This is a genomic window from Rhizobium changzhiense (assembly GCF_013087625.1).
Taxonomy (GTDB): domain Bacteria; phylum Pseudomonadota; class Alphaproteobacteria; order Rhizobiales; family Rhizobiaceae; genus Rhizobium; species Rhizobium sophorae.
In genome coordinates this window covers 174,867-196,635 of record NZ_JABFCQ010000005.1, presented here as the reverse complement: position 1 = coordinate 196,635, position 21,769 = coordinate 174,867, and the positions used below count along the sequence as shown (strand labels likewise).

22 protein-coding genes are annotated in these 21,769 nt (G+C 60.5%); 8 read left to right on the top strand and 14 right to left on the bottom strand.

What is annotated here, in order from left to right; all coding sequences use genetic code 11:
- Positions 1–572: 572 nt before the first annotated feature.
- Both G9X68_RS23800 and G9X68_RS23795 read left to right on the top strand, forming a co-directional pair.
- Positions 573–728 carry a DUF3309 family protein gene (locus tag G9X68_RS23800; protein WP_017962528.1) on the top strand — a complete coding sequence of 52 codons (156 nt, stop codon included), beginning with the start codon at positions 573–575 and terminating at the stop codon, positions 726–728.
- A 27-nt stretch (positions 729–755) separates the two neighbouring features.
- Entirely contained in the window at positions 756–1,016 is a 261-nt protein-coding gene (locus tag G9X68_RS23795) for a YMGG-like glycine zipper-containing protein (RefSeq protein ID WP_003543792.1), read from the top strand.
- Positions 1,017–1,501: 485 nt separating this feature from the next.
- Here the strand turns inward: G9X68_RS23795 and phbB are convergent, their stop codons facing one another.
- Both phbB and G9X68_RS23785 read right to left on the bottom strand, forming a co-directional pair.
- Positions 1,502–2,227, bottom strand: a complete 726-nt coding sequence (gene phbB, locus G9X68_RS23790) for a beta-ketoacyl-ACP reductase (RefSeq protein ID WP_171604493.1) — start codon at positions 2,225–2,227, stop codon at positions 1,502–1,504.
- 68 nt (positions 2,228–2,295) lie between these two features.
- On the bottom strand, positions 2,296–3,477 hold the full coding sequence (locus G9X68_RS23785; protein ID WP_171604492.1) for an acetyl-CoA C-acetyltransferase: 1,182 nt from the start codon (positions 3,475–3,477) through the stop codon (positions 2,296–2,298).
- A gap of 238 nt (positions 3,478–3,715) precedes the next feature.
- Between G9X68_RS23785 and phaR the strand changes: the two genes are divergently transcribed.
- Complete coding sequence (phaR, locus tag G9X68_RS23780; RefSeq protein ID WP_064649540.1) at positions 3,716–4,288, top strand: polyhydroxyalkanoate synthesis repressor PhaR; 573 nt, start codon at positions 3,716–3,718, stop codon at positions 4,286–4,288.
- Here the strand turns inward: phaR and G9X68_RS23775 are convergent.
- The 5 genes from G9X68_RS23775 to mtgA all read right to left on the bottom strand — a co-directional run bounded on the left by G9X68_RS23775 (position 4,283) and on the right by mtgA (position 7,394).
- Positions 4,283–4,690: a hypothetical protein gene (locus tag G9X68_RS23775; RefSeq protein ID WP_003543801.1), complete on the bottom strand. Its 408-nt coding sequence runs from the start codon at positions 4,688–4,690 to the stop codon at positions 4,283–4,285. The genes phaR and G9X68_RS23775 overlap by 6 nt on opposite strands.
- Positions 4,691–4,835: 145 nt before the next feature.
- Positions 4,836–5,021: a 50S ribosomal protein L32 gene (rpmF, locus tag G9X68_RS23770; RefSeq protein WP_003543812.1), complete on the bottom strand. Its 186-nt coding sequence runs from the start codon at positions 5,019–5,021 to the stop codon at positions 4,836–4,838.
- A 155-nt stretch (positions 5,022–5,176) separates the two neighbouring features.
- Complete coding sequence (locus tag G9X68_RS23765; RefSeq protein ID WP_171604491.1) at positions 5,177–5,824, bottom strand: glutathione S-transferase family protein; 648 nt, start codon at positions 5,822–5,824, stop codon at positions 5,177–5,179.
- A 13-nt stretch (positions 5,825–5,837) separates the two neighbouring features.
- Positions 5,838–6,560, bottom strand: coding sequence for a DUF1868 domain-containing protein (locus G9X68_RS23760; protein ID WP_171604490.1), 723 nt, complete (start codon positions 6,558–6,560; stop codon positions 5,838–5,840).
- 96 nt (positions 6,561–6,656) lie between these two features.
- Positions 6,657–7,394: a monofunctional biosynthetic peptidoglycan transglycosylase gene (gene mtgA / locus G9X68_RS23755; RefSeq protein ID WP_171604489.1), complete on the bottom strand. Its 738-nt coding sequence runs from the start codon at positions 7,392–7,394 to the stop codon at positions 6,657–6,659.
- A gap of 135 nt (positions 7,395–7,529) precedes the next feature.
- Between mtgA and G9X68_RS23750 the strand changes: the two genes are divergently transcribed.
- Positions 7,530–8,444, top strand: a complete 915-nt coding sequence (locus G9X68_RS23750; protein ID WP_171604488.1) for a polyprenyl synthetase family protein — start codon at positions 7,530–7,532, stop codon at positions 8,442–8,444.
- Between the two features lie 9 nt (positions 8,445–8,453).
- Here G9X68_RS23750 and hisC read toward each other — a convergent pair whose 3' ends face one another.
- The 4 genes from hisC to G9X68_RS23730 all read right to left on the bottom strand — a co-directional run bounded on the left by hisC (position 8,454) and on the right by G9X68_RS23730 (position 12,912).
- A complete protein-coding gene (gene hisC / locus G9X68_RS23745; RefSeq protein WP_171604487.1) occupies positions 8,454–9,515 on the bottom strand; it encodes a histidinol-phosphate transaminase in 1,062 nt (353 codons plus the stop codon).
- 16 nt (positions 9,516–9,531) lie between these two features.
- The gene (gene ispG, locus G9X68_RS23740; RefSeq protein ID WP_171604728.1) at positions 9,532–10,782 is read right to left on the bottom strand and encodes a flavodoxin-dependent (E)-4-hydroxy-3-methylbut-2-enyl-diphosphate synthase; all 1,251 of its coding nucleotides are present in this window, start codon (positions 10,780–10,782) and stop codon (positions 9,532–9,534) included.
- A gap of 95 nt (positions 10,783–10,877) precedes the next feature.
- Positions 10,878–12,071: an MFS transporter gene (locus G9X68_RS23735; RefSeq protein WP_171604486.1), complete on the bottom strand. Its 1,194-nt coding sequence runs from the start codon at positions 12,069–12,071 to the stop codon at positions 10,878–10,880.
- A gap of 64 nt (positions 12,072–12,135) precedes the next feature.
- On the bottom strand, positions 12,136–12,912 hold the full coding sequence (locus tag G9X68_RS23730; protein ID WP_171604485.1) for a DeoR/GlpR family DNA-binding transcription regulator: 777 nt from the start codon (positions 12,910–12,912) through the stop codon (positions 12,136–12,138).
- Between the two features lie 210 nt (positions 12,913–13,122).
- On the opposite strand from G9X68_RS23730, the gene G9X68_RS23725 reads away from it, so the two are divergent.
- The 4 genes from G9X68_RS23725 to G9X68_RS23710 all read left to right on the top strand — a co-directional run bounded on the left by G9X68_RS23725 (position 13,123) and on the right by G9X68_RS23710 (position 16,463).
- A complete protein-coding gene (locus G9X68_RS23725) occupies positions 13,123–13,992 on the top strand; it encodes an EamA family transporter (protein WP_171604484.1) in 870 nt (289 codons plus the stop codon).
- 154 nt (positions 13,993–14,146) lie between these two features.
- Entirely contained in the window at positions 14,147–14,920 is a 774-nt protein-coding gene (locus G9X68_RS23720) for an amino acid ABC transporter substrate-binding protein (RefSeq protein ID WP_171604483.1), read from the top strand.
- A 104-nt stretch (positions 14,921–15,024) separates the two neighbouring features.
- Positions 15,025–15,705: an amino acid ABC transporter permease gene (locus tag G9X68_RS23715; protein WP_168309163.1), complete on the top strand. Its 681-nt coding sequence runs from the start codon at positions 15,025–15,027 to the stop codon at positions 15,703–15,705.
- Positions 15,702–16,463, top strand: a complete 762-nt coding sequence (locus G9X68_RS23710) for an amino acid ABC transporter ATP-binding protein (RefSeq protein WP_171604482.1) — start codon at positions 15,702–15,704, stop codon at positions 16,461–16,463. The genes G9X68_RS23715 and G9X68_RS23710 overlap by 4 nt, the downstream gene beginning before the upstream one ends.
- Before the next feature lie 59 nt (positions 16,464–16,522).
- Here G9X68_RS23710 and G9X68_RS23705 read toward each other — a convergent pair whose 3' ends face one another.
- From G9X68_RS23705 to G9X68_RS23695, 3 genes are all read right to left on the bottom strand, one after another.
- Complete coding sequence (locus G9X68_RS23705) at positions 16,523–17,095, bottom strand: NADPH-dependent FMN reductase (RefSeq protein ID WP_171604481.1); 573 nt, start codon at positions 17,093–17,095, stop codon at positions 16,523–16,525.
- A 189-nt stretch (positions 17,096–17,284) separates the two neighbouring features.
- Positions 17,285–20,749 carry a pyruvate carboxylase gene (pyc, locus tag G9X68_RS23700; RefSeq protein WP_171604480.1) on the bottom strand — a complete coding sequence of 1,155 codons (3,465 nt, stop codon included), beginning with the start codon at positions 20,747–20,749 and terminating at the stop codon, positions 17,285–17,287.
- A 217-nt stretch (positions 20,750–20,966) separates the two neighbouring features.
- Entirely contained in the window at positions 20,967–21,722 is a 756-nt protein-coding gene (locus tag G9X68_RS23695) for an autoinducer binding domain-containing protein (protein WP_171604479.1), read from the bottom strand.
- Positions 21,723–21,769 lie beyond the last annotated feature (47 nt).

Below are 21,769 nucleotides of genomic sequence, written 5' to 3'. Positions count from 1 at the left end.
TGATTTTGAATCACTTTTTCCCACTAGATGCTGAATCGCGAAACTCTCTCCTCTTCCCATTTTCGCCGTCGTAAGTGACGATCTTCGCCCGATCTCGAACAGGCGAAAATCCGCCCGAAATTAACCTCTCGACCAAAGCCGGAACGAATCGGAGACGAATCGCTGACGCTGGCATTTTCGCCTTTCGTTCACGGCCACATCTGGTAGCCTTATCAGGTCCAGGCCCTAGATGCGCATTGGCGGCAGATCGCCTCGCTCCGCCTCGTCGTATCAGCATTAATCTTTCAGGCGCCGGATTCAGACAGCGTTAAGTCAGGGCGGCCAATTGTGGCGCGCCGATCAAAAACGGAACGAATCGCTGACGAATCGGCGACATCGCGATTTTCCCACTTTGTTCACCGCAACATATTGTATTTAAATGTCTTTTTAACCATAGCGGCGTTTTTACGAGATGACGGAAATTAAACCGTGAATCAGGCTTCGACACATTTCCGGAGCTTAACCGGGAACAAAAATCGCCAATACGTGTTTCTCGTCCATCCAAATTGCGGATGAAATGAAGGAAACACACCATGCTTGGCACGATACTTCTTATTATCCTCATTCTGCTCTTGATCGGAGCCTTGCCGAATTGGGGTTACAGCCGTGGCTGGGGCTATGGACCTTCTGGTGGTTTGGGGCTAGTTCTCGTGATTATCATTATCCTTGTACTAATGGGCCGCATCTAAAGCCCAACTAACCTGGGGAGTTACGACATGATGAAGAAGATTGTTCTTATTGGTGCCCTCGTCGGCGCCTTGGCATCCTGCACAGCGACCGAGCAAGGTACGGCGATCGGTGCCGGCACCGGCGCGGTTATCGGCGGTGCCGTCACCAACAGCTGGGGTGGTGCCGCCGTCGGCGCCGTTGCCGGCGGTTTGACCGGCGCGCTGATCGGCCAGTCGGTCGAACGCCGCGGCTACTGCGTCTATCGCGACCGCTACGGCCGCCGCTACGAGGCCCGTTGCCGCTACTGATCGGCAAAGCATATCGGACTCCCAACGGGCGCTTCGGCGCCCGTTTTCTTTTGCCGGTCGCATCCGTCAACGAGACGTTGACAATCGGTTACGAAAGTCAAACCTACCACCGCCCAACGGGCAGGCACATATTTCCTTCAGAGCGCAACGGGCAGGCACAGCCGCCCGGCGCACCGGAAAGGAAACGCTTCCATGATTCAGATTTTGCTGAGTTCCCTCGTCGCCGTTCTCATCGCGTCGGCTTTCCTGACGACCGCGATATCAGCCCTCGGCACCGATGATCCTTCGCTACGCAAAGTGCCGGCCAGAGCTCGGCCACAGCGACGTCCGAACACAGACCGCCGCTCTTGATCTTCCCGAAAACGCACCACTACACCGGCCACAACCGGCATCACGAGACGTTCAAAAAACAGCGATAGCGCGTCCTGCCGGACGCGCTATCGCTTTGAATCTAATCTCTACCGTCGACTCGAAGACAGAAATACCTAGGCGAAGAACTGTCCGCCATTGGCCGTGAGCGTCGAACCGGTGATGAAGCCGGCGTCGTCGGAGACGAGGAAGGTGACGCAGCGCGCGATCTCTTCCGGTTCGCCGAGACGGCCGACCGGGATCTGCGGAATGATGCGTTCGTTCAGCACCTTCTCCGGCACGGCAAGCACCATTTCGGTTCCGATGTAACCGGGGCAAATAGCGTTGACGGTGATGTTCTTGGCAGCACCCTCCTGAGCCAGCGCCTTGGTGAAGCCGAGATCGCCCGCCTTGGCCGCCGAATAGTTCACCTGGCCCATCTGGCCCTTCTGCCCGTTGATCGACGAGATATTGACGATACGGCCGAAGCTGCGGTCACGCATGCCGGTCCAGACCTGATGCGTCATGTTGAAGAGGCCGGTGAGATTGGTATTGATCACCTCATGCCACTGCTGCGGCGTCATCTTGTGGAACATCGCGTCGCGGGTGATGCCGGCATTGTTGACGAGGATTTCGACCGGCCCGATCTCGCGTTCGACCCTGGTGATCCCCTCGCCGCAGGCAGCGTAGTCCGAAACATCCCATTTGAACACCGCAACACCGGTGACGTCATGGAAGGCTTTGGCCTTCTCGTCATTGCCGGCATAAGTGGCTGCAACCCTGTATCCGGCGTTTTTCAGCGCCATGGATATTGCTGCGCCGATGCCGCGCGTACCCCCAGTGACCAGAGCCACTCTGCTCATGTTCCGCTCCCCTTGTGTTTTCGCCCGCTCGTGGCGGGATCTTCAATCGAATATGGATCGTATGCTATTTAAAGCGCTTCAAAGCACATGGCCACACCCATGCCGCCGCCGATGCAAAGCGTGGCGAGACCCTTCTTGGCGCCGCGGCGCTTCATTTCGAACAGCAGCGTGTTGAGAACGCGCGCACCCGAGGCGCCGATCGGATGGCCGATCGCGATCGCTCCGCCATTGACGTTGACGATCGACGGATCCCACCCGAGATCCTTGGTGACGGCGCAGGCTTGCGCCGCGAAGGCCTCGTTGGCTTCGACGAGATCGAGATCGTTGACCGACCAGCCGGCCTTTTCGAGCGCCTTGCGCGAAGCCGGGATCGGTCCGGTACCCATGATCTGCGGATCGACACCCGCCGTTGCCCAGGAAACGATGCGGGCGAGCGGCTGGATGCCGCGCCGGACTGCCTCAGCTTCGCTCATCAGCACCGCCGCAGCGGCACCGTCGTTGAGGCCGGACGCGTTCGCGGCCGTGACCGTGCCATCCTTGTCGAAGGCCGGCCGCAGTTTCCCCATCGCCTCTATCGTCGCGCCGTGACGGATATATTCGTCGGCATCGACCGTAACGTCGCCCTTACGTGTCTTGATGACGTAGGGGATGATCTCGTCGGTAAAGCGGCCGGCCTTCTGCGCCGCCTCCGCCTTGTTCTGCGAGCTGACCGCGAACTGATCCTGGTCGTCGCGCGAAAGCTGCCACTGGCGCGCGATATTCTCGGCGGTGATGCCCATGTGGTAGCCATGGAAGGCGTCGGTCAAGCCGTCCTTGATCATCGTGTCGATCATCTTCATGTCGCCCATCTTGACGCCGCCGCGTAGATGCGCGGCATGCGGCGCCATCGACATGGATTCCTGGCCGCCGGCAACGATGATCTTGGCGTCGCCGGTGGCGATCTGCTGCATGCCGAGCGCGACCGCGCGCAGGCCCGAGCCGCAGAGCTGGTTGACGCCCCAGGCCGTCGCTTCCTGCGGAATGCCGGCCTTCATCGCCGCCTGGCGAGCCGGGTTCTGGCCTTCGCCGGCGGCAAGCACCTGGCCGAGGATCACCTCATCCACCTCGCCGGCATCGACGCCGGCGCGCTCGAGCGCGCCCTTGATGACGGCCGCCCCGAGCTCATGCGCGAGGACTGTCGCGAAAGCACCATTGAAGGCGCCGACTGCTGTTCGCCCTGCGCTGGCGATGACGATGGATGAATTGCTCATGGGGACGCTCCTCGTTTTCGTCTCACTTACATAAGTGGAAACTGGCAAAGCTTGGAGCACAAGTCAAACGCGAAGACCGGCTGCCGTCATTTTTAGGCAGCGCCCGTCAAACCCCGATTCATCTGCTCTGTTAAAGGTTTGCCGCATCGCACAAAGAGATTGTCACCGGGCTTCTTTTGCGTTTACAGTCTCAAATGGAGGAATATCCATAAATCAGACGGGGGTTCAGGAGACTGATATGGCGAAGCATGAGGGTCAGATCGTTATCAAGAAATACGCCAATCGCCGCCTATACAACACGGGCACCAGCACCTACGTGACGCTGGAAGACCTGGCGGAGATGGTGAAGAAGGGCGAAGAATTTACCGTACAAGATGCAAAAAGCGGAGATGACATCACCCATTCGGTGCTGACCCAGATCATCTTCGAACAGGAATCGAAGACCGGCAACACGTTGCTCCCGATCTCCTTCCTGCGACAGCTCATCACCTATTACGGCGACCAGATGCAAATGGTCGTGCCGAGCTTTCTCGAACATTCGATGCGCTCCTTCACCGAACAACAGGCCCAGATGCGCGAGCAGGTAAACCGCGCCTTCGGCGAAACGCCGCTCGGCAAGAACCTGCAGTTGCCGTTGCAGATGGTCGAGGACCATGTTCGCCGCAACACCGAGCTGTTTCAGCAGGCGATGCAGATGTTCTCACCCTTCATGACGCCGCCTGCCAAGGAAAGCCGCAAGGCCGAGGCCAAGGATATCGATGAGCTGAAGGAACAGCTCCGCGCCCTTCAGAACAAGCTCGACAACCTATAAACCGATCGAGACGTCCCGCCCGGCGCTCCGGATCGACACGGCAAAACCGCCGATGACATCGATCAGAGCGATCGTCATCAAAATGAAGAAGACCTGTGTCGCAGCATCCCGGACGAGCAAAAACTCGACCAGGAAGGCGATGAACACCAGCATCGACAGCATGTGGTTGACGAGATTGCCGGGACCGGTTCTGGTGGCTTTGAGAATTTCGAAGAACAGCACGACAAGTGCGATGACGATGAAAAGATCGCCGAGCGCCATGCTCCAGATCGCGCCCGAGATCATCGACAGCACGATGATATCATGTTGCAGTGCCGGAATGCCGCCGTCGCCCATCAGGCCCAGCATCGCAAGATTGTAAAGAATAAACGGGATAATCATCAGGGGCATGGCGGCTATCATCGGCAATCTCCCAGCGCATCATGGAAGAATACTGCCGCAAACCCTTGCCCCACCGCAAGTCATTGCAAATATTATATTGTCGAAACGCAAAAGGCCGGCATGACGCCGGCCTTGAAACTTCGATCGGACAAGCCGGATCGGGAAATTATGCGCTTTCCTTCGGCGTCAGAACCTGGCGGCCGCGATACATACCGGTCTTCAGGTCGATATGATGTGGGCGGCGCAGTTCGCCGGAGTTCTTGTCTTCGACGTAGGTCGGAGCCTTCAGGGCGTCTGCCGAACGGCGCATACCGCGCTTGGACGGGCTTGTTTTTCTCTTCGGTACAGCCATTTCTCTTACTCCACTTGCGGGCAAAACATTCCCACGGCCAGACTGGCGGCCGAAACGGACATGTCGCGATTTCGGAATTTGGCGCGCTTATACATGCAAGGGGTGACCTTGACCAGTCCCCATGCGTATTTTTTGCGAAGCCGATGATTCCCGGCTCAGACTTCGTCTTCCGGCACGATCCAAGGCTCGGCGCGGGCCGCCTCTTCCCATTTCCGCCAGGCCGGATGCGCCCTCATGGTCTCCATATAGGCCAGCGTATCGTTTTGGCTGACGAGATCATAAATGTCGAACCGGTTGACGACAGGCGCAAACATCGCATCCACCCCGCTGAACGCGCCAAACAGAAACGGTCCGCCGGATTGCTGCAGGAGGTCGCGCCAGATCGTCTCCATGCGGTTGATATCGGCGTCGACACCATCCGGCAATGCGATCCTGCCCTTCGGCCGGCGGATATTCATCGGGCAGGCGCTGCGCAGCGCCCGGAAGCTCGACAGCATTTCCATCGAAACCGAACGGGCGAGCGCCCGCTCGGCGCGATCCCTCGGCAGAAGGCCGGCGTCCGGATAAAGCTCGGCGACATATTCGATGATCGCCAGCGATTCCCAGATCTTCAAAACGCCGTGCTGCAGAAGCGGCACCCGCCCGGTCGGCGAAATCGCCTTGATATTGGGATTGCCACCAGGATAGTCGAAGGGGATCAGGACCTCCTCGAAATCGACGCCGGCCCCCGTCAGCGCCATCCACGGCCGGAACGACCAGGAGGAATAATTCTTGTTGGCGATGTAGAGCGTCGGTCTATCCATGGGCCTCTCCCGTTCAGGCTTCGAAATCGAAAATCAGCAATTCGTGGAAATGGTTCATGTCCTCGAATACGCAGAATGCCGGCGGGGTCAGCTCGAAAACAGGGGCCTTGCGGCGGACATCGTCGGCCACATTGTCGAGCATTGCCTGCCAGCGCGGCAAGGCTTCGTCCTCCAGCCGTTCAATCGCATAGGCGAAGGTCATATGGAACTTATAGTCGTCATGGTTCGGCTGGCGATAGCCCAGAAGCTCGGCCAGCGCATTGCGCCAGGCGCGCATGACCTTGCGGTCCCTCTCGCTCGCTCCGTCGACGAGCAGGCCCGACGGGCGAGCGTCGACGACGGCGACCTTGAAGGGATCGAACACCGAGAAACCTTCGAGCCGGGCCGCCATCAGCTCGGTCATGTCGTCGATCGGTGTATCGAGCGGCAGATCGCCCGGCCAGCAATCCTGCCGGCGCCTGGTTTCGATCACGCCTTCGAAAAGCGTCATGTGAATGCTTGATATCGGCGTGAAGAGGAACTGCGAGGCCTCGGGCATCGCCAGATATGTCTCACGCGCCTCGATCAGCACCTTTTGCGTCTGCGAACCTTTCTCGGCATGGCAAACGATGGTGTTGCCGGCTTCCGGAAGAAAGCCGCCGACCTTGCGATAGCGGCTGCCGAGATGCGTGGGCGGGTTCGGATTGTGCGTCTTCGAGTAGAAGAGAAGCTCGGGCGAAAACGTCGTGATGTTCATGGGCGACTCGCGGCTCTGGTTGGGGCGGCATTCGCCCATATGGCAGAACCACGAATGTCAGATGACGGTCACTGCTTCCAACGACAAGTTCTGATCTCAATCATAGATGCACTTGATGTAATCGCCCGAACCTTGTGCACGTCTCTCGATCACGCCGGCGAGCCGGCGAAGACCTCGTCCGGGCTTGCCGGCATTGCGGTCGATGGGGTTCGGCAGCGAGACGGCAAGCAGCGATGCCTGGCGCCGCGTCAGCTTCGAGGCCGGCACCTTGAAATGGTGTTGGGCCGCCGCCTCGATGCCGTAGATGCCGGGACCCCATTCGGCGATATTGAGATAGATTTCCATCAGCCGCCGTTTCGACAGGACGAAATCCGTGGTCACCGCGAGTGGAAGTTCCAGCGCCTTGCGCACGAAGGAGCGGCCGTTCCAGAGGAAGAGGTTTTTCGCCGTCTGCATCGGGATCGTGCTGCCGCCACGCGTCGCCTGACCTTTCAGCGTATCCTCGACCAGCATGCGCATTTCCGCCCAGTCAACACCGCCGTGAAAGCAATATTGTCCATCCTCCGACATCATCACCGACTGCACCACAACCGGGGCGATCTTGTCCAGCGACACCCATTGCCTGTCGTAACCACGCAGCAGCACGAGATCGCGCAGCATCAGCGTCGAGACGGGATGAATGAAGGGCAGCAGATAGAAAAAGATCAGCGCATAGGGAAGGATCAGCATGATCAGCACGGCAAGAACAATGCGTTTCAATATACGCCGGTCTTCGAACCATCGCCGACGAGCCGGCATGTCGACGCTGTCCTCTCTCTCTGGCGCTATATCCAATGTCCCCAGTCCGATTTCGCTCCTGTCGTTCTCATAACGCCTGTGCGGAGCTTATGCCAGAGTGCGCGGCGAATCTTGCTGCCGCCATCGACAATTCCGTTGCAAGCCCGGGGGCGCTCATGCCAAACAGCGCCCATGGACGCGAACCGGGACACTTTCGAGACGAGGCTGAAGAACAACGCCCGCGACATCGAGGCGCTGCTCGACCTATTGCTTTCGCCGAGTGCCCTTTCCGATGAAATCGCCAGGCCCGAGACGCTGCGCGATGCCATGCATTATGCCGTGCTGAACGGCGGCAAGCGGCTACGCCCGTTTCTCGTCGTCGAAAGTGCCGCTCTTCTCGGCGGCGACGCCGAGGCGGCCCTTCGTGTCGGCGCAGCCCTCGAATGCGTCCACTGCTATTCGCTCGTGCATGACGATCTGCCCGCCATGGACGATGATGATCTGCGCCGTGGCAAACCGACGGTCCACATCAAGTTCGACGAAGCGACGGCGATCCTCGCCGGCGACAGCCTGCTGACCTACGCCTTCGACATCATAGCCGCGCCGGAAACGGCCCTTCCCGATACGAGCAAGGTAGCGCTCGTGCTGGCCCTTGCCCGCGCAGCCGGTCTCGGCGGCATGGCCGGCGGCCAGGCGCTTGATCTCGCGGCGGAAAAGCAGGCGCCCGACGCGGCCGGCATCATCCGCCTGCAGGCGATGAAAACAGGCGCGCTGATCCGCTTCGCCTGCGAAGCCGGCGCCGTCATCTCGGCAAGCCCGCCGGAAGATCGCCGCCGCCTGCGCGCCTTCGGCGAAAAGATCGGCCTTGCTTTCCAGCTTGCCGACGACATTCTCGACCTGACCTCGGATGCGGCGACCATGGGCAAGGCGACCGGCAAGGATGCGGCCCGCGGCAAGGGAACACTCGTCGCCCTGCGCGGCATGGAATGGGCCGAGACCCAGCTCCGTGAGCACGTCCGCGATGCCGAGGCGCTGCTTGCCCCCTACGACGCCCGTGCTTCGATCCTCATTGCTGCGGCGCATTTCATCGCCGACCGGAAGAGCTGAAGCGGCAGGTCAGGCTGCCAGTATCTCCTTGAGAGCGGAAACCAGACGGGCACACTCTTCATCCGTGCCGATGCTGATCCGCAGGAAGTCCGAAATACGCGGCTTGGCAAAATGCCGGACGAGAATGTTCCGCTCGCGCAGAGCGGCGAGAAGCGCCGCGCCCGACTGGCTTTGGTGCCTCGCGAAAACGAAATTCGCCTGGGACGGCAGAACCTCGAAATCCAACGCCTCTAGTTCCCCAACAAGGCTTTGCCGGTTGGCAATGATCTTCCTCCGGCATGTCTCGAACCACGCCTCGTCCTTGATCGCCGCCGTTGCGGCAAGCTGCGCCAGGCGATCGAGCGGATAGGAATTGAAGCTGTCCTTGACCCGCTCGAGCGCCTCGATCAGCGGCCGCTGCCCCAGTGCGAAGCCGATGCGCAGACCGGCAAGCGAACGAGACTTCGACAGGGTCTGGATCACCAGCAGGTTGGGATAGGTTGAAACGAGCCCGGCGGCGCTCTCGCCGCCGAAATCGATATAGGCCTCGTCTATGACGACGACTGCATCCGGATGGGCGGCAAGAAGTGCCTTTATCCCGGCAAGCGGCAGGCCGATCCCGGTCGGCGCATTCGGATTGGGGGTGATGATCGCGCCGCATGGCCTGTCGTAATCCGCCAGTCGGATCCGGAACCTGTCATCGACAGGTACTTCGATCGCTTCGACGCCGTATAGCAGGCTATAGGTCGAATAAAAGGCGTAGGTCACATCGGGATAGAGAAGCGGCCGCTCATGTTTCAGGAGCGCTTGGAATGCATGCGCGAGAACCTCGTCGGAGCCATTGCCGACGAATACTTCCTCAGCCGTCACGTCGAAACGGGCCGCGATCGTCTCGCGCAATTCCGTGGCAGTTGGGTCTGGATAGAGCCGCAGACGATCGTCCGCCGCTTCCCGGATCGCCTCGAGCGCCTTCGGAGACGGCCCGTAAGGATTTTCGTTGGTATTGAGCTTGACCAAGCCGGCGGTACGGGGCTGCTCCCCGGCGACATAGGGCTGAAGCTTGCTGACGATTGGCGACCAGTACTGGCTCATCCGAAGTGGCGGTCGGTCATTCCGCCGCCGTCCGCTGGCCGAAACGCTTCTCGATATAGTCGACGACAAGCGCCTCGAAATCGGCGGCGATATTGGGACCGCGCAGCGTCAGCGCTTTCCGGCCGTCTATGAAGACGGGAGCGGCCGGCGTTTCGCCAGTGCCCGGAAGCGAAATGCCGATATCGGCATGTTTGCTTTCGCCCGGCCCGTTGACGATGCAGCCCATGACGGCAACGTTCAGTGCCTCGACGCCAGGATATTTCTCGCGCCAGACCGGCATGTTCTTGCGGATGTCGTTCTGGATGTTCTGGGCAAGCTCCTGGAACACCGTCGACGTCGTGCGCCCGCAGCCGGGACAGGCCGCAACGACAGGTATGAACTGGCGAAAGCCCATGACCTGCAGGATTTCCTGCGCCACCTGGACTTCGCGCGTGCGGTCGCCGTTCGGCTCGGGCGTTAGCGACACGCGGATCGTATCGCCGATGCCGTGCTGCAGCACGAAGCCCATCGCCGCCGACGAGGCGACGATGCCCTTGGTGCCCATGCCGGCTTCGGTCAGGCCGAGATGCAGCGCATGATTGGAGCGTTCGGCGAGCATGGAATTGACGGCGATCAGGTCCTGCACCTGGCTGACTTTGGCCGACAGGATGATGCGGTTGCGCGGCAGGCCGATCTCTTCGGCAAGGGCTGCCGACAGCAGCGCCGACTGCACGATCGCCTCGCGCGTTACCTGCCGGGCCGAAAGCGGCGACCCAGCCTCGGCGTTCCGGTCCATCAGCGCTGTCAGCAGATCCTGATCGAGCGAACCCCAGTTGACGCCGATGCGCACCGGCTTGTCATAGCGGATCGCCATCTCGATGATCTCGGCGAACTGCTTGTCCTTCTTGTCCTTGAAGCCGACATTGCCGGGGTTGATGCGGTATTTCGCCAGCGCTTCGGCACAAGCAGGATGATCGGCAAGCAGCTTGTGGCCGATATAATGGAAGTCGCCGATCAAGGGCACGTCCATGCCGAGGCGCAGTAGCCGCTCGCGGATCTTCGGCACAGCGGCCGCACTCTCGTCGCGGTCGACGGTGATGCGCACCAGCTCCGAGCCCGCCCGGAACAGCGCGGCGACCTGCGCGACGGTGGAATCGATATCGGCCGTATCGGTGTTCGTCATGGACTGCACGACGACCGGCGCCCCGCCGCCGACGATGACGCCGCCGACATCGACGGCAACGGAAGCGCGGCGCGGTTTCGGATCAAAATCGGCGGCTGACAACATGAAGCGCTTTTCACCCCTAAAAACAGTGCCTTTCAGGTGGATCATGACCGCTTTCTTGTCAACCGCCCCTGATATCACTTTTGTTGGGAGGCGGCTCAGTGACTGCCTCCGGAGGTCTCATCGGCATAATGGGCCAGCTTGGAAAGCAGCAGAACGACGAGCAGCAGCACCGGCAGCGCCATGAAAACGACGGCAAAACCGATATGCTCTGCGACGAAGCCGATCAACGATGGTGCCACCAGCATCCCGGAATAGCCCATGGTCGTGACCACCGAAATACCGATGCCGGGCTTGAGGCCGGGAATGTTGCCCGCCGCCGAGAAGGCGATCGGCACCATGTTGGAAATGCCGATACCGCAAAAGGCAAAGCCTAGGATGGCAAGCTCGGCATTAGGCGCCAAGCCTGCAAGCAGCATGCCGACAATGGCAAACAAAGTGCAGATGCGTAGCGTCTTGACGCCGCCCAGACGGTCACGCACCAGGTCGCCGGCAAAGCGCATGATTGCCATGGTGGCCGAAAAGGCTGCGAAACCAAGACCGGAAAGTGCCACGGACGCATCCATTTCCTGCCGAAGATAGAGCGCGCCCCAGTCGAGAACAGCGCCTTCCGGCACCATGCTGAACAGCGCCATCAATCCGAGCAGCCACGGCAGCGGCACCATCGGCAGCTTCGTCTTTTCCTTCTTGGTGTCGGGATGCGGCGGATCGGCAAGGATCATCGGCCAGGCGACGGCAAGGAAGATCGCCGCCAGCACCGTCGCCAGTTGCGCATGGCCGAGAATGCCGAGCTTGGAGATCACGATGCCGCCGAGACCTGAGCCGATCAGTCCGCCAAGGCTCCAGAAAGCGTGGCAGGACGACATGATGGCGCGACGCATGGATTTCTCAACCGACACCGCATTGGCATTCATCGCCACGTCCATTGCGCCGATGAAGCCGCCGAACAGGAAGAGTGAGATCGCCCCGGTGATCACATTTGGCGCCAGCGTCAAAGCCAATAGCAATGGCAGCACGCAGGCAGCCAGGACCTGAACGACGATGCGCGAGCCGTGTTTGGCAATCTGCGCACCGGCGATCGGCATCATGACCAGCGAGCCGACCCCGAAGACCAGGATCATCAGCCCAAGCTCGAACTTGGTCAGCGCCAGACGCTCGGCAAAATCCGGGATCTTCGGCGCCCAGCAGCCGACAACAAAACCATTCATGAGAAAGAGCAGGGAAACTGCAGCCCTGCTTCTGGTAATGAAGCCGCTCCGGGCTCCGGGTGGCGCACTTACATGACTGTCCATTTTCCGTCTTTCCTCATTGCCGGGCTTGCTCACGCCCGGTTTCCCTAAACTCTGTGACGTCGCCTCAGTTCGTTTTCTCGGCGAGAACAGTTCTGCATCCGCGCTCGCGATAACGGGCGAGAATGGCCGGATCGGCATCGTGCTCGACGACCAGGCATTCGCAATGGGCAACCGGCAGGATGCTATGGGGGGCCGCAGTGCCGAATTTCTCCGAGGTTGCAGCCACCAGCACTTTTCTGCTCCTGGACGTCGCAAACCGCTTGAACTCCGCATCCTCGAAGCCGAACACAGTGATGCCGGCTTCGAGATCGACGCCGCAGGCGCCGAGAATGCAGAGATCGGGCGAAATCTGTTCCATATCCCGCAAGGCCTTGGCGCCGAGCGAACCGCCCGTCTGCCGGTCGACCATCCCGCCGATCAGAATGACGTTGACGCCAGGCTTGTCGATCAGCGCTGCGGCAATCGCCGGCGCATTCGTCGCAGCCGTGAGCGCAAGTTCGGCCGGCAATGCGTTGGCAATCGCCAGATTGGTGCTGCCGGCATCGAAAAACACGGTCGAACCGGCGGCAATCTGCTTTGCCGCAGCGCGCGCCAGCGCCTGTTTCCGGTCAGCGGCAAAGCCGATGCGCTGCGTCAGGCTTCCATGCGCCGGCGAAACCGGCAAGGCGCCGCCATAGACCCGCTCGCAGAGCCCGGCCGCGGCCATCTCGCGCAGGTCCCGCCGCACCGTATCCTCGGAGACACCAAATTCCATCGCAAGTTCCGCCGCCAGCACGCGGCCATTGAGCCGCAGCCTCTCGGAAATCAGCGCCTGGCGCTCTCGCAACAAAAAATCCTGCATGTTTCTACCGGATCTATAAATAAGACATGAAAACGTGCATAAACGCTGATAACCGTGCAGGCAATATGCACGATCACACGTTTTCTGACGTTATGAAACAAAGCTCCCACTACCGGAGCGAAATATGGCCTATTGACCGGCCCGAGGGCCGGGGTTACCGATCGCATATTCTCGATTCCCGCCGGCATATCCGCCATCTGGTGCATTTCCGTGAAAAACTCCGTCAGCCTGGGCATTCTGCTCACGAGCGTCGCCTATATGGCGTTCACCTTCCATGACGCGATCATCAAGATCCTGACGGTCACCATCCCGGTCTGGCAGATCCTGTTTTTCCGCAGTCTCACCATCCTTGTCGGTTGTCTCGCTTATGGCCGCGGCAAGCTCGTCCATCAAACGATGACATCGCCGATCATCAAGCCGATGATCGTCCGCAGCATCCTTCTTCTCTCTGCCTGGCTTTCCTATTATTCCGCCGCAAGCCGCCTGCAGCTGGCTGAAGTAACGACGCTTTATTACGCCGCACCCATCGTCGGCACCCTGCTTGCATGGCTCATCCTGAAGGAGGAGGTCACGCCGGTGCGCTGGCTTGCCGTCGGCGTCGGCTTCGTCGGCGTGCTGATCGCCTGCAACCCCATCGGTCTTACCATCTCCTGGCCGGTCTATCTGGCGCTGCAGGCCGCCGTTCTCTGGGCCTCCGCCATGGTATTGCTGCGCAAGACCTCACTGCACGAGAAGACCATCGTCCAGCTTGCGGTCTCCAATGTCTTTTTCCTTGTTATGACCGGCGTTGCCGTTCTCTATACGTGGCGGACGCCTGACATGACGCAGCTGGCGCTGCTCGTCGCCACCGGCGTTGTTGCCGGCTCGGCGCAGTTCGCCCTCTTCGAAGGCATGCGCCGGGCGCCCGTCTCCGTGCTTGCGCCATTCGAATATACGTCTCTCGTCTGGGCCTTCCTCCTCGGCTACCTGATCTGGGCAGATGTCCCCACGCATAATGTCATCGCCGGCGCATGCATGATCCTCGGGGCCGGGTTGATCATCATCGTCAGCGAAAGGCTGCGCCGTCGCATCGCTGTTTGATGCGAATTTTCCAAGAGATTCACGGTTCAACCGGTAGCTTGAGAAAAATATTTGCAGTTGCTGCTTTTATTCGCAGTTTTTTACGCTTCCCGCGCCCTAATTTTCTGCGAACTATCCCTCATCCGATGACAACCTCCCAAGGATGGATACAACAATGAACTGGCTGAAAACCGTCGCCGCTGCCGCCCTCATTCAGGCTGCGGCCCTTCTGCCCGCCCATGCCGGCGAAAACCTCGCCGCCATCAAATCGGCTGGCGTTTTCAAGATCGGCACCGAGGGCACCTATGCACCCTTCACCTATCATGACGAAAGCGGCAAGCTCGTCGGCTTCGATGTCGAGATCGGCGAAGCGATCGCCGCCAAGCTCGGCGTCAAGGCCGAGTTCGTCGAAGGCAAGTGGGATGGCCTGATCGCCGGCCTCGACGCCAAGCGCTACGACACCGTCATCAACCAGGTCGGCATCACCGCAACCCGCAAGCAGAAATACGATTTCTCCGAGCCCTATATCGCCTCCAAGGCCGTGTTGATCGCCCGCGACGGCGACGACAGCATCAAGTCCTTCGCCGATCTGAAGGGCAAGAAGGCCGCCCAGTCGCTGACCAGCAACTTCGGCAAGCTCGCAACCGAAGCCGGTGCCGAGCTCGTCGGCACCGACGGTTTCGATCAGTCGATCCAGCTGGTGCTGACCAAGCGCGCCGACGCCACGATCAACGACAGCCTCTCCTTCCTGGACTTCAAGAAGCACAAGCCGGACGCGCCGGTAAAGATCGTCGCCGAGCAGGAAAACGCCGACTATTCCGGCGTCATCATCCGCAAGAACGAGCCGGAGCTTCTGGCCGAAATCAACAAGGCGCTTGCCGACATCAAGGCCGACGGCACTTACAAGAAGATCGCTGACAAATATTTCGGCCAGGACGTTTCGAAGTAAGCCCTGACACCAGCGGTTTCCCACTGCCGTCATATCATTTATAGCTGCATGGAAAAGCGTTCGGCGAAACCTCGCCGGACGCGTCTTTTCTTGAGGAAACGCCCTTGCCGCACTGGCTCCAACTGATGGCGGAATCGCTTCCCTCGCTCCTCTGGGCAGGGCTGATCTTCACCATCCCCTTGACCCTGCTTTCCTTCGCGTTCGGCCTGATCTTGGGCTTGGCCACCGCAATCGGACGTCTCTTCGGCCCGGAGCCAGTTGCAGCCATTGCCCGCTTTTATGTTTGGGTCATCCGCGGCACGCCGCTGCTCGTCCAGCTCTTCGTCATCTTCTACGGCCTGCCGAGCATCGGCATCCTACTCGATGCCTTTCCGGCCGCCCTCATCGGCTTCACCCTGAATATCGGCGCCTATAGCTCCGAGATCATCCGCGCCGTCATTTCCTCGGTGCCGAAGGGCCAGTGGGAAGCCGCCTATTCGATCGGCATGAGCTGGCGCCAGGCGATGAGCCGCACCATCCTGCCGCAGGCGGCCCGCGTCGCCGTGCCGCCTTTGTCGAACACCTTCATCTCGCTGGTCAAAGACACCTCGCTTGCCGCTGCCATCACGGTGCCCGAGCTCTTCCAGGCGGCGCAGCGCATCGTCGCCACCACCTATGAGCCGCTGATCCTCTATATCGAAGCGGCGCTGATCTATCTCGTCCTGAGCTCCGTTCTCTCGCAGCTGCAGGTACGGCTGGAGCGCCGCTTCGCGCGGTACGGCGGCATGCTGGAGGCAAATGCATGATCGAGCTTTCCAACATCGAAAAGCGCTTCGGCGACGCCGTCATCCTCAAGGATATCAGCATCCGCATCCCCGAAGGCAGCGTCACCGCGCTAGTCGGGCCTTCGGGCGGCGGCAAGAGCACGCTGCTGCGCTGCATCAACCTGCTCGAAATTCCGACCGCCGGCTCCATCCGCCTCGGAGAGGAAACGCTGGCCTTTGCACCGGGCAAACGAACGAGCTGGCCGGCGATCCAGAAGATCCGCCGCCAGACCGGCATGGTCTTCCAGAACTTCCAGCTTTTCCCGCATCAGACCGCGATCGAGAATGTCATGGAAGGCCTGGTGACGGTGTTGAGATGGCCACGGCAAAAGGCCCGCGAGCGCGCAATGGAGCTGCTGGCCAAGGTCGGCATGACCGAAAAGGCGAACGCCTGGCCCTCGACGCTTTCAGGCGGCCAGCAGCAGCGTGTGGCGATTGCCCGGGCGCTGGCGCCGTCGCCGCGCGTGCTTCTTTGCGACGAGCCGACCTCGGCGCTTGATCCGGAGCTTTCGGCCGAGGTGGTCGATGTGCTCGGCCGTTTGGCCAGCGAAGGCACGACGATGGTGATGGCGACCCACGATCTCCGGCTCGCCTCGAAGATCGCCAATGACGTCGTTTTCCTGGAAGCCGGCAGCGTGGTGGAAACGGGCAGCGCCAAAGCGATCTTCAGCGCACCGGAGCGCGAACGCACCAAGCGCTTCATCTCGACGATCAACGCCGCCCATACTTACGATATCTGAGACTTACGATATCTGAGCCAATGCCGGGATGCGAACATCCCGGCTGGCTGGAACGCCAATCAGGAGGCCGTGACGACCGAGCGCGCCGCCTTCAGCGCATTGCCCCACCAGGTGAGCTGGTCGAGCTGGTTCTTCGCCGCTTCGTTGAGATGCGCGTAGTCGCTGAGGCTCTTGCCTTCCTTGAGGACGCCGAGATATTCGCCAAGCGCGATATGCACGCCCGTTTTCACCGAAGCCGCGCCCATTTCCACGAAAATCAGCCGGAGATGCTCGACTGCGCGTGCGCCGCCGACACCGCCGTAACCGACGAAGCCGACCGGCTTGTGGATGAACTCGCCGAGGTCGATGGCGTTCTTCAGAACCGCCGTCGGAGCGTGATTGTACTCGGCAACGGTGAAAATGAAGCCGTCGAATTCACGCAGCTTCTTTTTCCAGCGCTCTGCCGTCTCGCTTTCAGCGGTCGTGGCACGCTGCTCACCGAAAAAATGCATGGGGTATTCGAGCAAGTCGAGAACCTCGACCTCGATGTCCTGGCGCTCTGCAGCGATAGCGGCAATCCACTTGGCCGGATGCTCGGCAAAACGGCCAATACGCGTGCTGCCGATGATGACGGCAATCTTCAACTTGCTCATGGATATCATTTCCTGATTGGTCTTGGGGGCGGATGATGGGAGCGCAACTTTATGAGAAAGCCTCCGCGCCGGGCAAGGCGCGAAGGCTTCGAAAAATCAGCTTTTTGACAGGCCGATCATACACAATCGAGTGAATGGAGCCCGCTCGCAAAGTCGGCTGATAGGCGCCTTTGCGAAGATGGCAGCTCTTCAGCCTGCGTAGACGACGAGCAGGTCCTTGGCATCGATCTGATCGCCGGCCCGCACCAGCACTTCGGAAATCGTCCCATCCTTTTCCGCATGCAGCGCCGTTTCCATCTTCATCGCCTCGATGGAGACGAGCACGTCACCGGCATTGACGGCCTGGCCGGGCGAGACGAAGACACGGCTGATGACACCCGGCATCGGCGCGCCGACATGAACGGCATTGCCTGGTTCGGCCTTGCGGCGGACGGCGGCACCCGTCGCCCCATGGGCCCGGTCCGGCACTTTGATGCGGCGCGGCTGGCCGTTGAGCTCGAAGAAGATGGTCACCATGCCCTGGCTGTCGGTCGCGCTCATCGCCTGGTTGACGATGACGAGCGTCTTGCCACGCTCGATATCGGCAAACAGCTCCTCGCCGTCCTTGAGACCATAGAAATAGGCGGGCGTCGGCAACACCGAGACCGGGCCGTAGGTATCTGAGGCGAGCGCGAAGTCGGTGAAGACCTTCGGATACATCAGGTAGGACGCAAATTCGAAGTCGCTGACCTCGCGCTCGAGTTTCGTTTCGATGACTTTGCGCTCCGCATCGAGATCGGCCTCCTTGAGCAGCGAGCCGGGGCGCACGGTATAGGGCTTGTCGCCCTTCAGCGCCTTCTTCTGCAGTGCTTCGGGCCATCCTGACGGCGGCTGGCCGAGATCGCCCTTCAGCATCGAGACCACCGATTCCGGGAAGGAGACTTCCTTGTCGGGGCTGACGACGTCGGCGACCGTCAGGTCCTGGGACACCATCATCAGCGCCATGTCGCCGACGACCTTGGAAGACGGCGTCACCTTGACGATATCGCCGAACATCCGGTTGGCGTCGGCATAGGCCTGCGCCACCCGATGCCAGCGGGTTTCGAGGCCGAGCGAGCGGGCCTGCTCCTTGAGGTTGGTGAACTGGCCGCCCGGCATTTCGTGCAGATAGACTTCGGATGCCGGCCCCCTCAGATCGCTTTCGAAGGCGGCATATTGGTTCCGCGCCGCTTCCCAATAGAAGGAGATGCGGCGGATCCATTCCGGATCGAGGCCCGGATCACGCTCCGTACCGCGCAATGCCTCGACGATCGAGCCGAGACAGGGCTGCGAAGTATTGCCGGAAAGCGCATCCATGGCGGCATCGACGGCATCGACGCCGGCATCGACGGCGGCAAGAACGGTCGCGGCCGCAATACCCGATGTATCATGCGTGTGGAAATGGATCGGCAGGCTGGTCGCCTCGCGCAGCGCCTTGAACAGAACCTTCGCAGCCGCAGGCTTGAGGAGGCCTGCCATATCCTTGAGCGCGATGATATGCGCCCCGGCCTTCTCGAGCTCGACGGCAAGGTCGGTATAGTATTTCAGATCGTATTTCGGACGGGCCGAGTTCAGGATATCGCCGGTATAGCAGATCGCCGCCTCGCAGAGCTTGTTCTCCTCGGCTATGGCATCCATCGAGACGCGCATGTTCTCGACCCAGTTCAGGCAGTCGAAGACACGGAAGAGATCGATGCCGCCCCTGGCCGCCTGGCGGACGAAATATTTGACGACATTATCAGGATAATTGGTGTAGCCGACCCCGTTGGCGCCGCGCAGCAGCATCTGCAGCAGAAGGTTCGGCGCGCCTTCGCGGATCAGCGCCAGGCGTTCCCACGGATCCTCCGTCAGAAAACGCATGGAGACGTCGAAGGTCGCGCCACCCCAGCATTCGAGCGACAAAAGGCCTGGCAGCGCATGTGCATAGGTATCGGCAATGCGGGCGATGTCATAGGTGCGCATGCGGGTGGCGAGCAGTGACTGGTGACCGTCGCGCATCGTCGTGTCGGTCAAGAGCACGCGCTTCTCGTTGCGCATCCATTCGCCGAATTTCTTCGGGCCGAGCGTGTCGAGGAGCTGCTTGGTGCCGTCCTTGACGGTGTTGCCGTTGGCGTAGGGCACCATCGGCTCGGCAGCGTTTTCCAGCGGCCTCGGCCTATCCTTGGCCTCGGGATGGCCATTGACGGTGACGTCGGCGAGATAGGTCAGGAGCTTCGTAGCGCGATCCTGGCGCTTCACCTGCTGGAAGAGTTCCGGCGTCGTGTCGATGAAGCGTGTCGTGTAGCTGTTATCCCTGAACTTGGGATGGCCGATGATCGCTTCGAGGAAGGTCAGGTTGGTTGCCACGCCGCGAATGCGGAATTCGCGCAGCGCCCGGTCCATGCGGGAAATCGCTTCGGACGGATTGGGCGCCCACGCCGTGACCTTGACGAGAAGCGGATCATAAAAGCGGGTGATGATCGCACCCGAATAGGAGGTGCCGCCATCGAGACGGATGCCGAAACCGGACGCCGAGCGATAGGCGGTGATGCGGCCGTAATCCGGAATGAAATTATGCTCCGGATCTTCCGTGGTGATGCGGCACTGCAGCGCATGGCCGTTGAGACGGATATCCTCCTGGCGCGGCACGCCAGATTCCGGCGTGCCGATCGCAAAGCCGTCGAGGATGTGGATCTGCGCCTTGACGATATCGATGCCGGTGACGACTTCGGTCACCGTATGCTCGACCTGGATGCGCGGATTGACTTCGATGAAGTAGAATTTGCCGGTATCGGCATCCATCAGATATTCGACGGTGCCGGCGCCGATATAATTGGTCGCCGCCGCGATCTTCAGCGAATAGGCGGCGAGTTCCTGGCGCTGCGCCTCAGAGAGATAGGGCGCCGGCGCGCGCTCGACGACCTTCTGGTTGCGGCGCTGGATCGAGCAGTCGCGCTCGAAGAGATGCACGACATTGCCATGCGTATCGCCGAGAACCTGGCTTTCGACATGGCGTGCGCGCTCGACGAGCTTTTCCAGATAGACCTCGTCCTTGCCGAAGGCCGCCATCGCCTCGCGCTTGGCTTCCGTCACCTCGCGGGCAAGATCCTTTGGATCGCGGATCGCGCGCATGCCGCGCCCGCCGCCGCCCCAGGAAGCCTTCAGCATGACAGGGTAGCCAATCCCTTCCGCCATCTTCGCCACTTCGGCCATGTCCTCCGGCAGCGGCCCGGTGGCCGGCACTACGGGAACGCCGACCGAGATCGCCAGGTTGCGCGCTGCGACCTTATTGCCGAGCTGGCGCATCGTATCGGCCTTCGGGCCGATGAAGATGATGCCGGCCTTGTTGCAGGCATCGACGAATTCGGGGCTTTCCGACAGGAGGCCGTAGCCGGGATGGATGGCATCGGCCCCGGAGAGTTTCGCAACGCGGATCACCTCCTCGATCGACAGATAGCTCTCGATCGGGCCCATGTCCTTGGAAAGATGCGGGCCGCGGCCGACCTGGTAGCTCTCGTCCGCTTTGAAGCGGTGCAGTGCCAGCTTGTCCTCTTCCGCCCAGATCGCCACCGTTTTTATTCCAAGTTCGTTGGCCGCACGGAACACGCGGATGGCAATTTCAGAGCGGTTGGCAACGAGAATCTTGGAAATGGGCAAAACGGTCTCCTCAGACGTTCAGACGCGGGAATGCTGCACCCGCGAAGGAAATTCTTAACTTCTTGTCACAAGAAGTTCAATTTATCTTGCGACTGCGAAATGCAATTTTTCGACATTCTGAAGCAACTCCAGGAAAAGTCCGAAACGGTTTTCCGTCCGGAGTTGCGCAAAAACAAAAAACCAGAGCAATTCCGCTTCGATGAGAAGCGGCATTGCTCTAACTTATCAGGCCATGACGGAAGGCAAGTGCCACCGCCTGCTGCCTGTTTTTCGCCTTCAGCTTGTCCTGCAGGCCGTTCATATACCAGTCGACGGTGTGGTTTGAGATCTTCAGCATCTTACTGATCTCCATCGAAGTCATGCCTTCGGCGAGATAGTGCAGGATTTCCATCTCGCGCCGCGTCAGCGGCGTGTCGGCCAGCAGCACGGTTTCCAGTGCCTGCGCCTCGCCCTTCAGATCGAGCAACCGCCAGAAGGCCCTGCGCGCCACCGCCTCCAACAATGCGATCTCCACCGGCGACAGCTCGATCGGCTTGCCGGCGAGACTAAGGCTGGCGAGAATGCCGTTGCGCCCGTGGATCGGAAAGATGTAGCCATCCTCCAATCCATGCCCGAAGGCATCGACCATCATCTGCTCCATGCGGCGCTCATGTGCGTTCTTGTGGAAGGCCGCCATCGCCTCCCGCCAGCGGAAAGGCCGCTGCGCATGAGCGAGATAGCGCACCATCGGATCGATCAGAGCATATTTTTTCGCGGTATATATCTGTGGCCATTGTTCCGGCCAGCGGCCGGCAAGCGCCGCAGCCCAGGGGTCCGGATTCTGCTGCAACGGGTTCTGCGGCACATGGCGCAGCAGGCCGTAATATTCGAAGCCGCAACCGCGGAGGATCTGCTCCAGCTCGGTGACGACGGCTTCAGGATTTGAGCATTCTTCCAGAATTACAAGTAATTGAATTAACGAATTAATATTCACAAAAATGCCCCTTGCCCGGACCTGATGCCCGCATGAGGCCGTCGGCG

Bases quoted from the DNA above. Each gene is read 5' to 3' on its own strand.
- G9X68_RS23800 (WP_017962528.1), top strand. From the start codon at position 573: ATGCTTGGCACGATACTTCTTATTATCCTCATTCTGCTCTTGATCGGA.
- G9X68_RS23795 (WP_003543792.1), top strand. From the start codon at position 756: ATGATGAAGAAGATTGTTCTTATTGGTGCCCTCGTCGGCGCCTTGGCA.
- phaR (WP_064649540.1), top strand. From the start codon at position 3,716: ATGGCGAAGCATGAGGGTCAGATCGTTATCAAGAAATACGCCAATCGC.
- hisC (WP_171604487.1), bottom strand. From the start codon at position 9,515: ATGAGCCAGTACTGGTCGCCAATCGTCAGCAAGCTTCAGCCCTATGTC.
- G9X68_RS23785 (WP_171604492.1), bottom strand. From the start codon at position 3,477: ATGAGCAATTCATCCATCGTCATCGCCAGCGCAGGGCGAACAGCAGTC.
- G9X68_RS23730 (WP_171604485.1), bottom strand. From the start codon at position 12,912: ATGCAGGATTTTTTGTTGCGAGAGCGCCAGGCGCTGATTTCCGAGAGG.
- G9X68_RS23720 (WP_171604483.1), top strand. From the start codon at position 14,147: ATGAACTGGCTGAAAACCGTCGCCGCTGCCGCCCTCATTCAGGCTGCG.
- ispG (WP_171604728.1), bottom strand. From the start codon at position 10,782: ATGTTGTCAGCCGCCGATTTTGATCCGAAACCGCGCCGCGCTTCCGTT.
- G9X68_RS23775 (WP_003543801.1), bottom strand. From the start codon at position 4,690: ATGATAGCCGCCATGCCCCTGATGATTATCCCGTTTATTCTTTACAAT.
- phbB (WP_171604493.1), bottom strand. From the start codon at position 2,227: ATGAGCAGAGTGGCTCTGGTCACTGGGGGTACGCGCGGCATCGGCGCA.
- rpmF (WP_003543812.1), bottom strand. From the start codon at position 5,021: ATGGCTGTACCGAAGAGAAAAACAAGCCCGTCCAAGCGCGGTATGCGC.
- G9X68_RS23705 (WP_171604481.1), bottom strand. From the start codon at position 17,095: ATGAGCAAGTTGAAGATTGCCGTCATCATCGGCAGCACGCGTATTGGC.
- G9X68_RS23750 (WP_171604488.1), top strand. From the start codon at position 7,530: ATGGACGCGAACCGGGACACTTTCGAGACGAGGCTGAAGAACAACGCC.
- G9X68_RS23735 (WP_171604486.1), bottom strand. From the start codon at position 12,071: ATGGACAGTCATGTAAGTGCGCCACCCGGAGCCCGGAGCGGCTTCATT.
- G9X68_RS23710 (WP_171604482.1), top strand. From the start codon at position 15,702: ATGATCGAGCTTTCCAACATCGAAAAGCGCTTCGGCGACGCCGTCATC.
- G9X68_RS23760 (WP_171604490.1), bottom strand. From the start codon at position 6,560: ATGAACATCACGACGTTTTCGCCCGAGCTTCTCTTCTACTCGAAGACG.
- G9X68_RS23765 (WP_171604491.1), bottom strand. From the start codon at position 5,824: ATGGATAGACCGACGCTCTACATCGCCAACAAGAATTATTCCTCCTGG.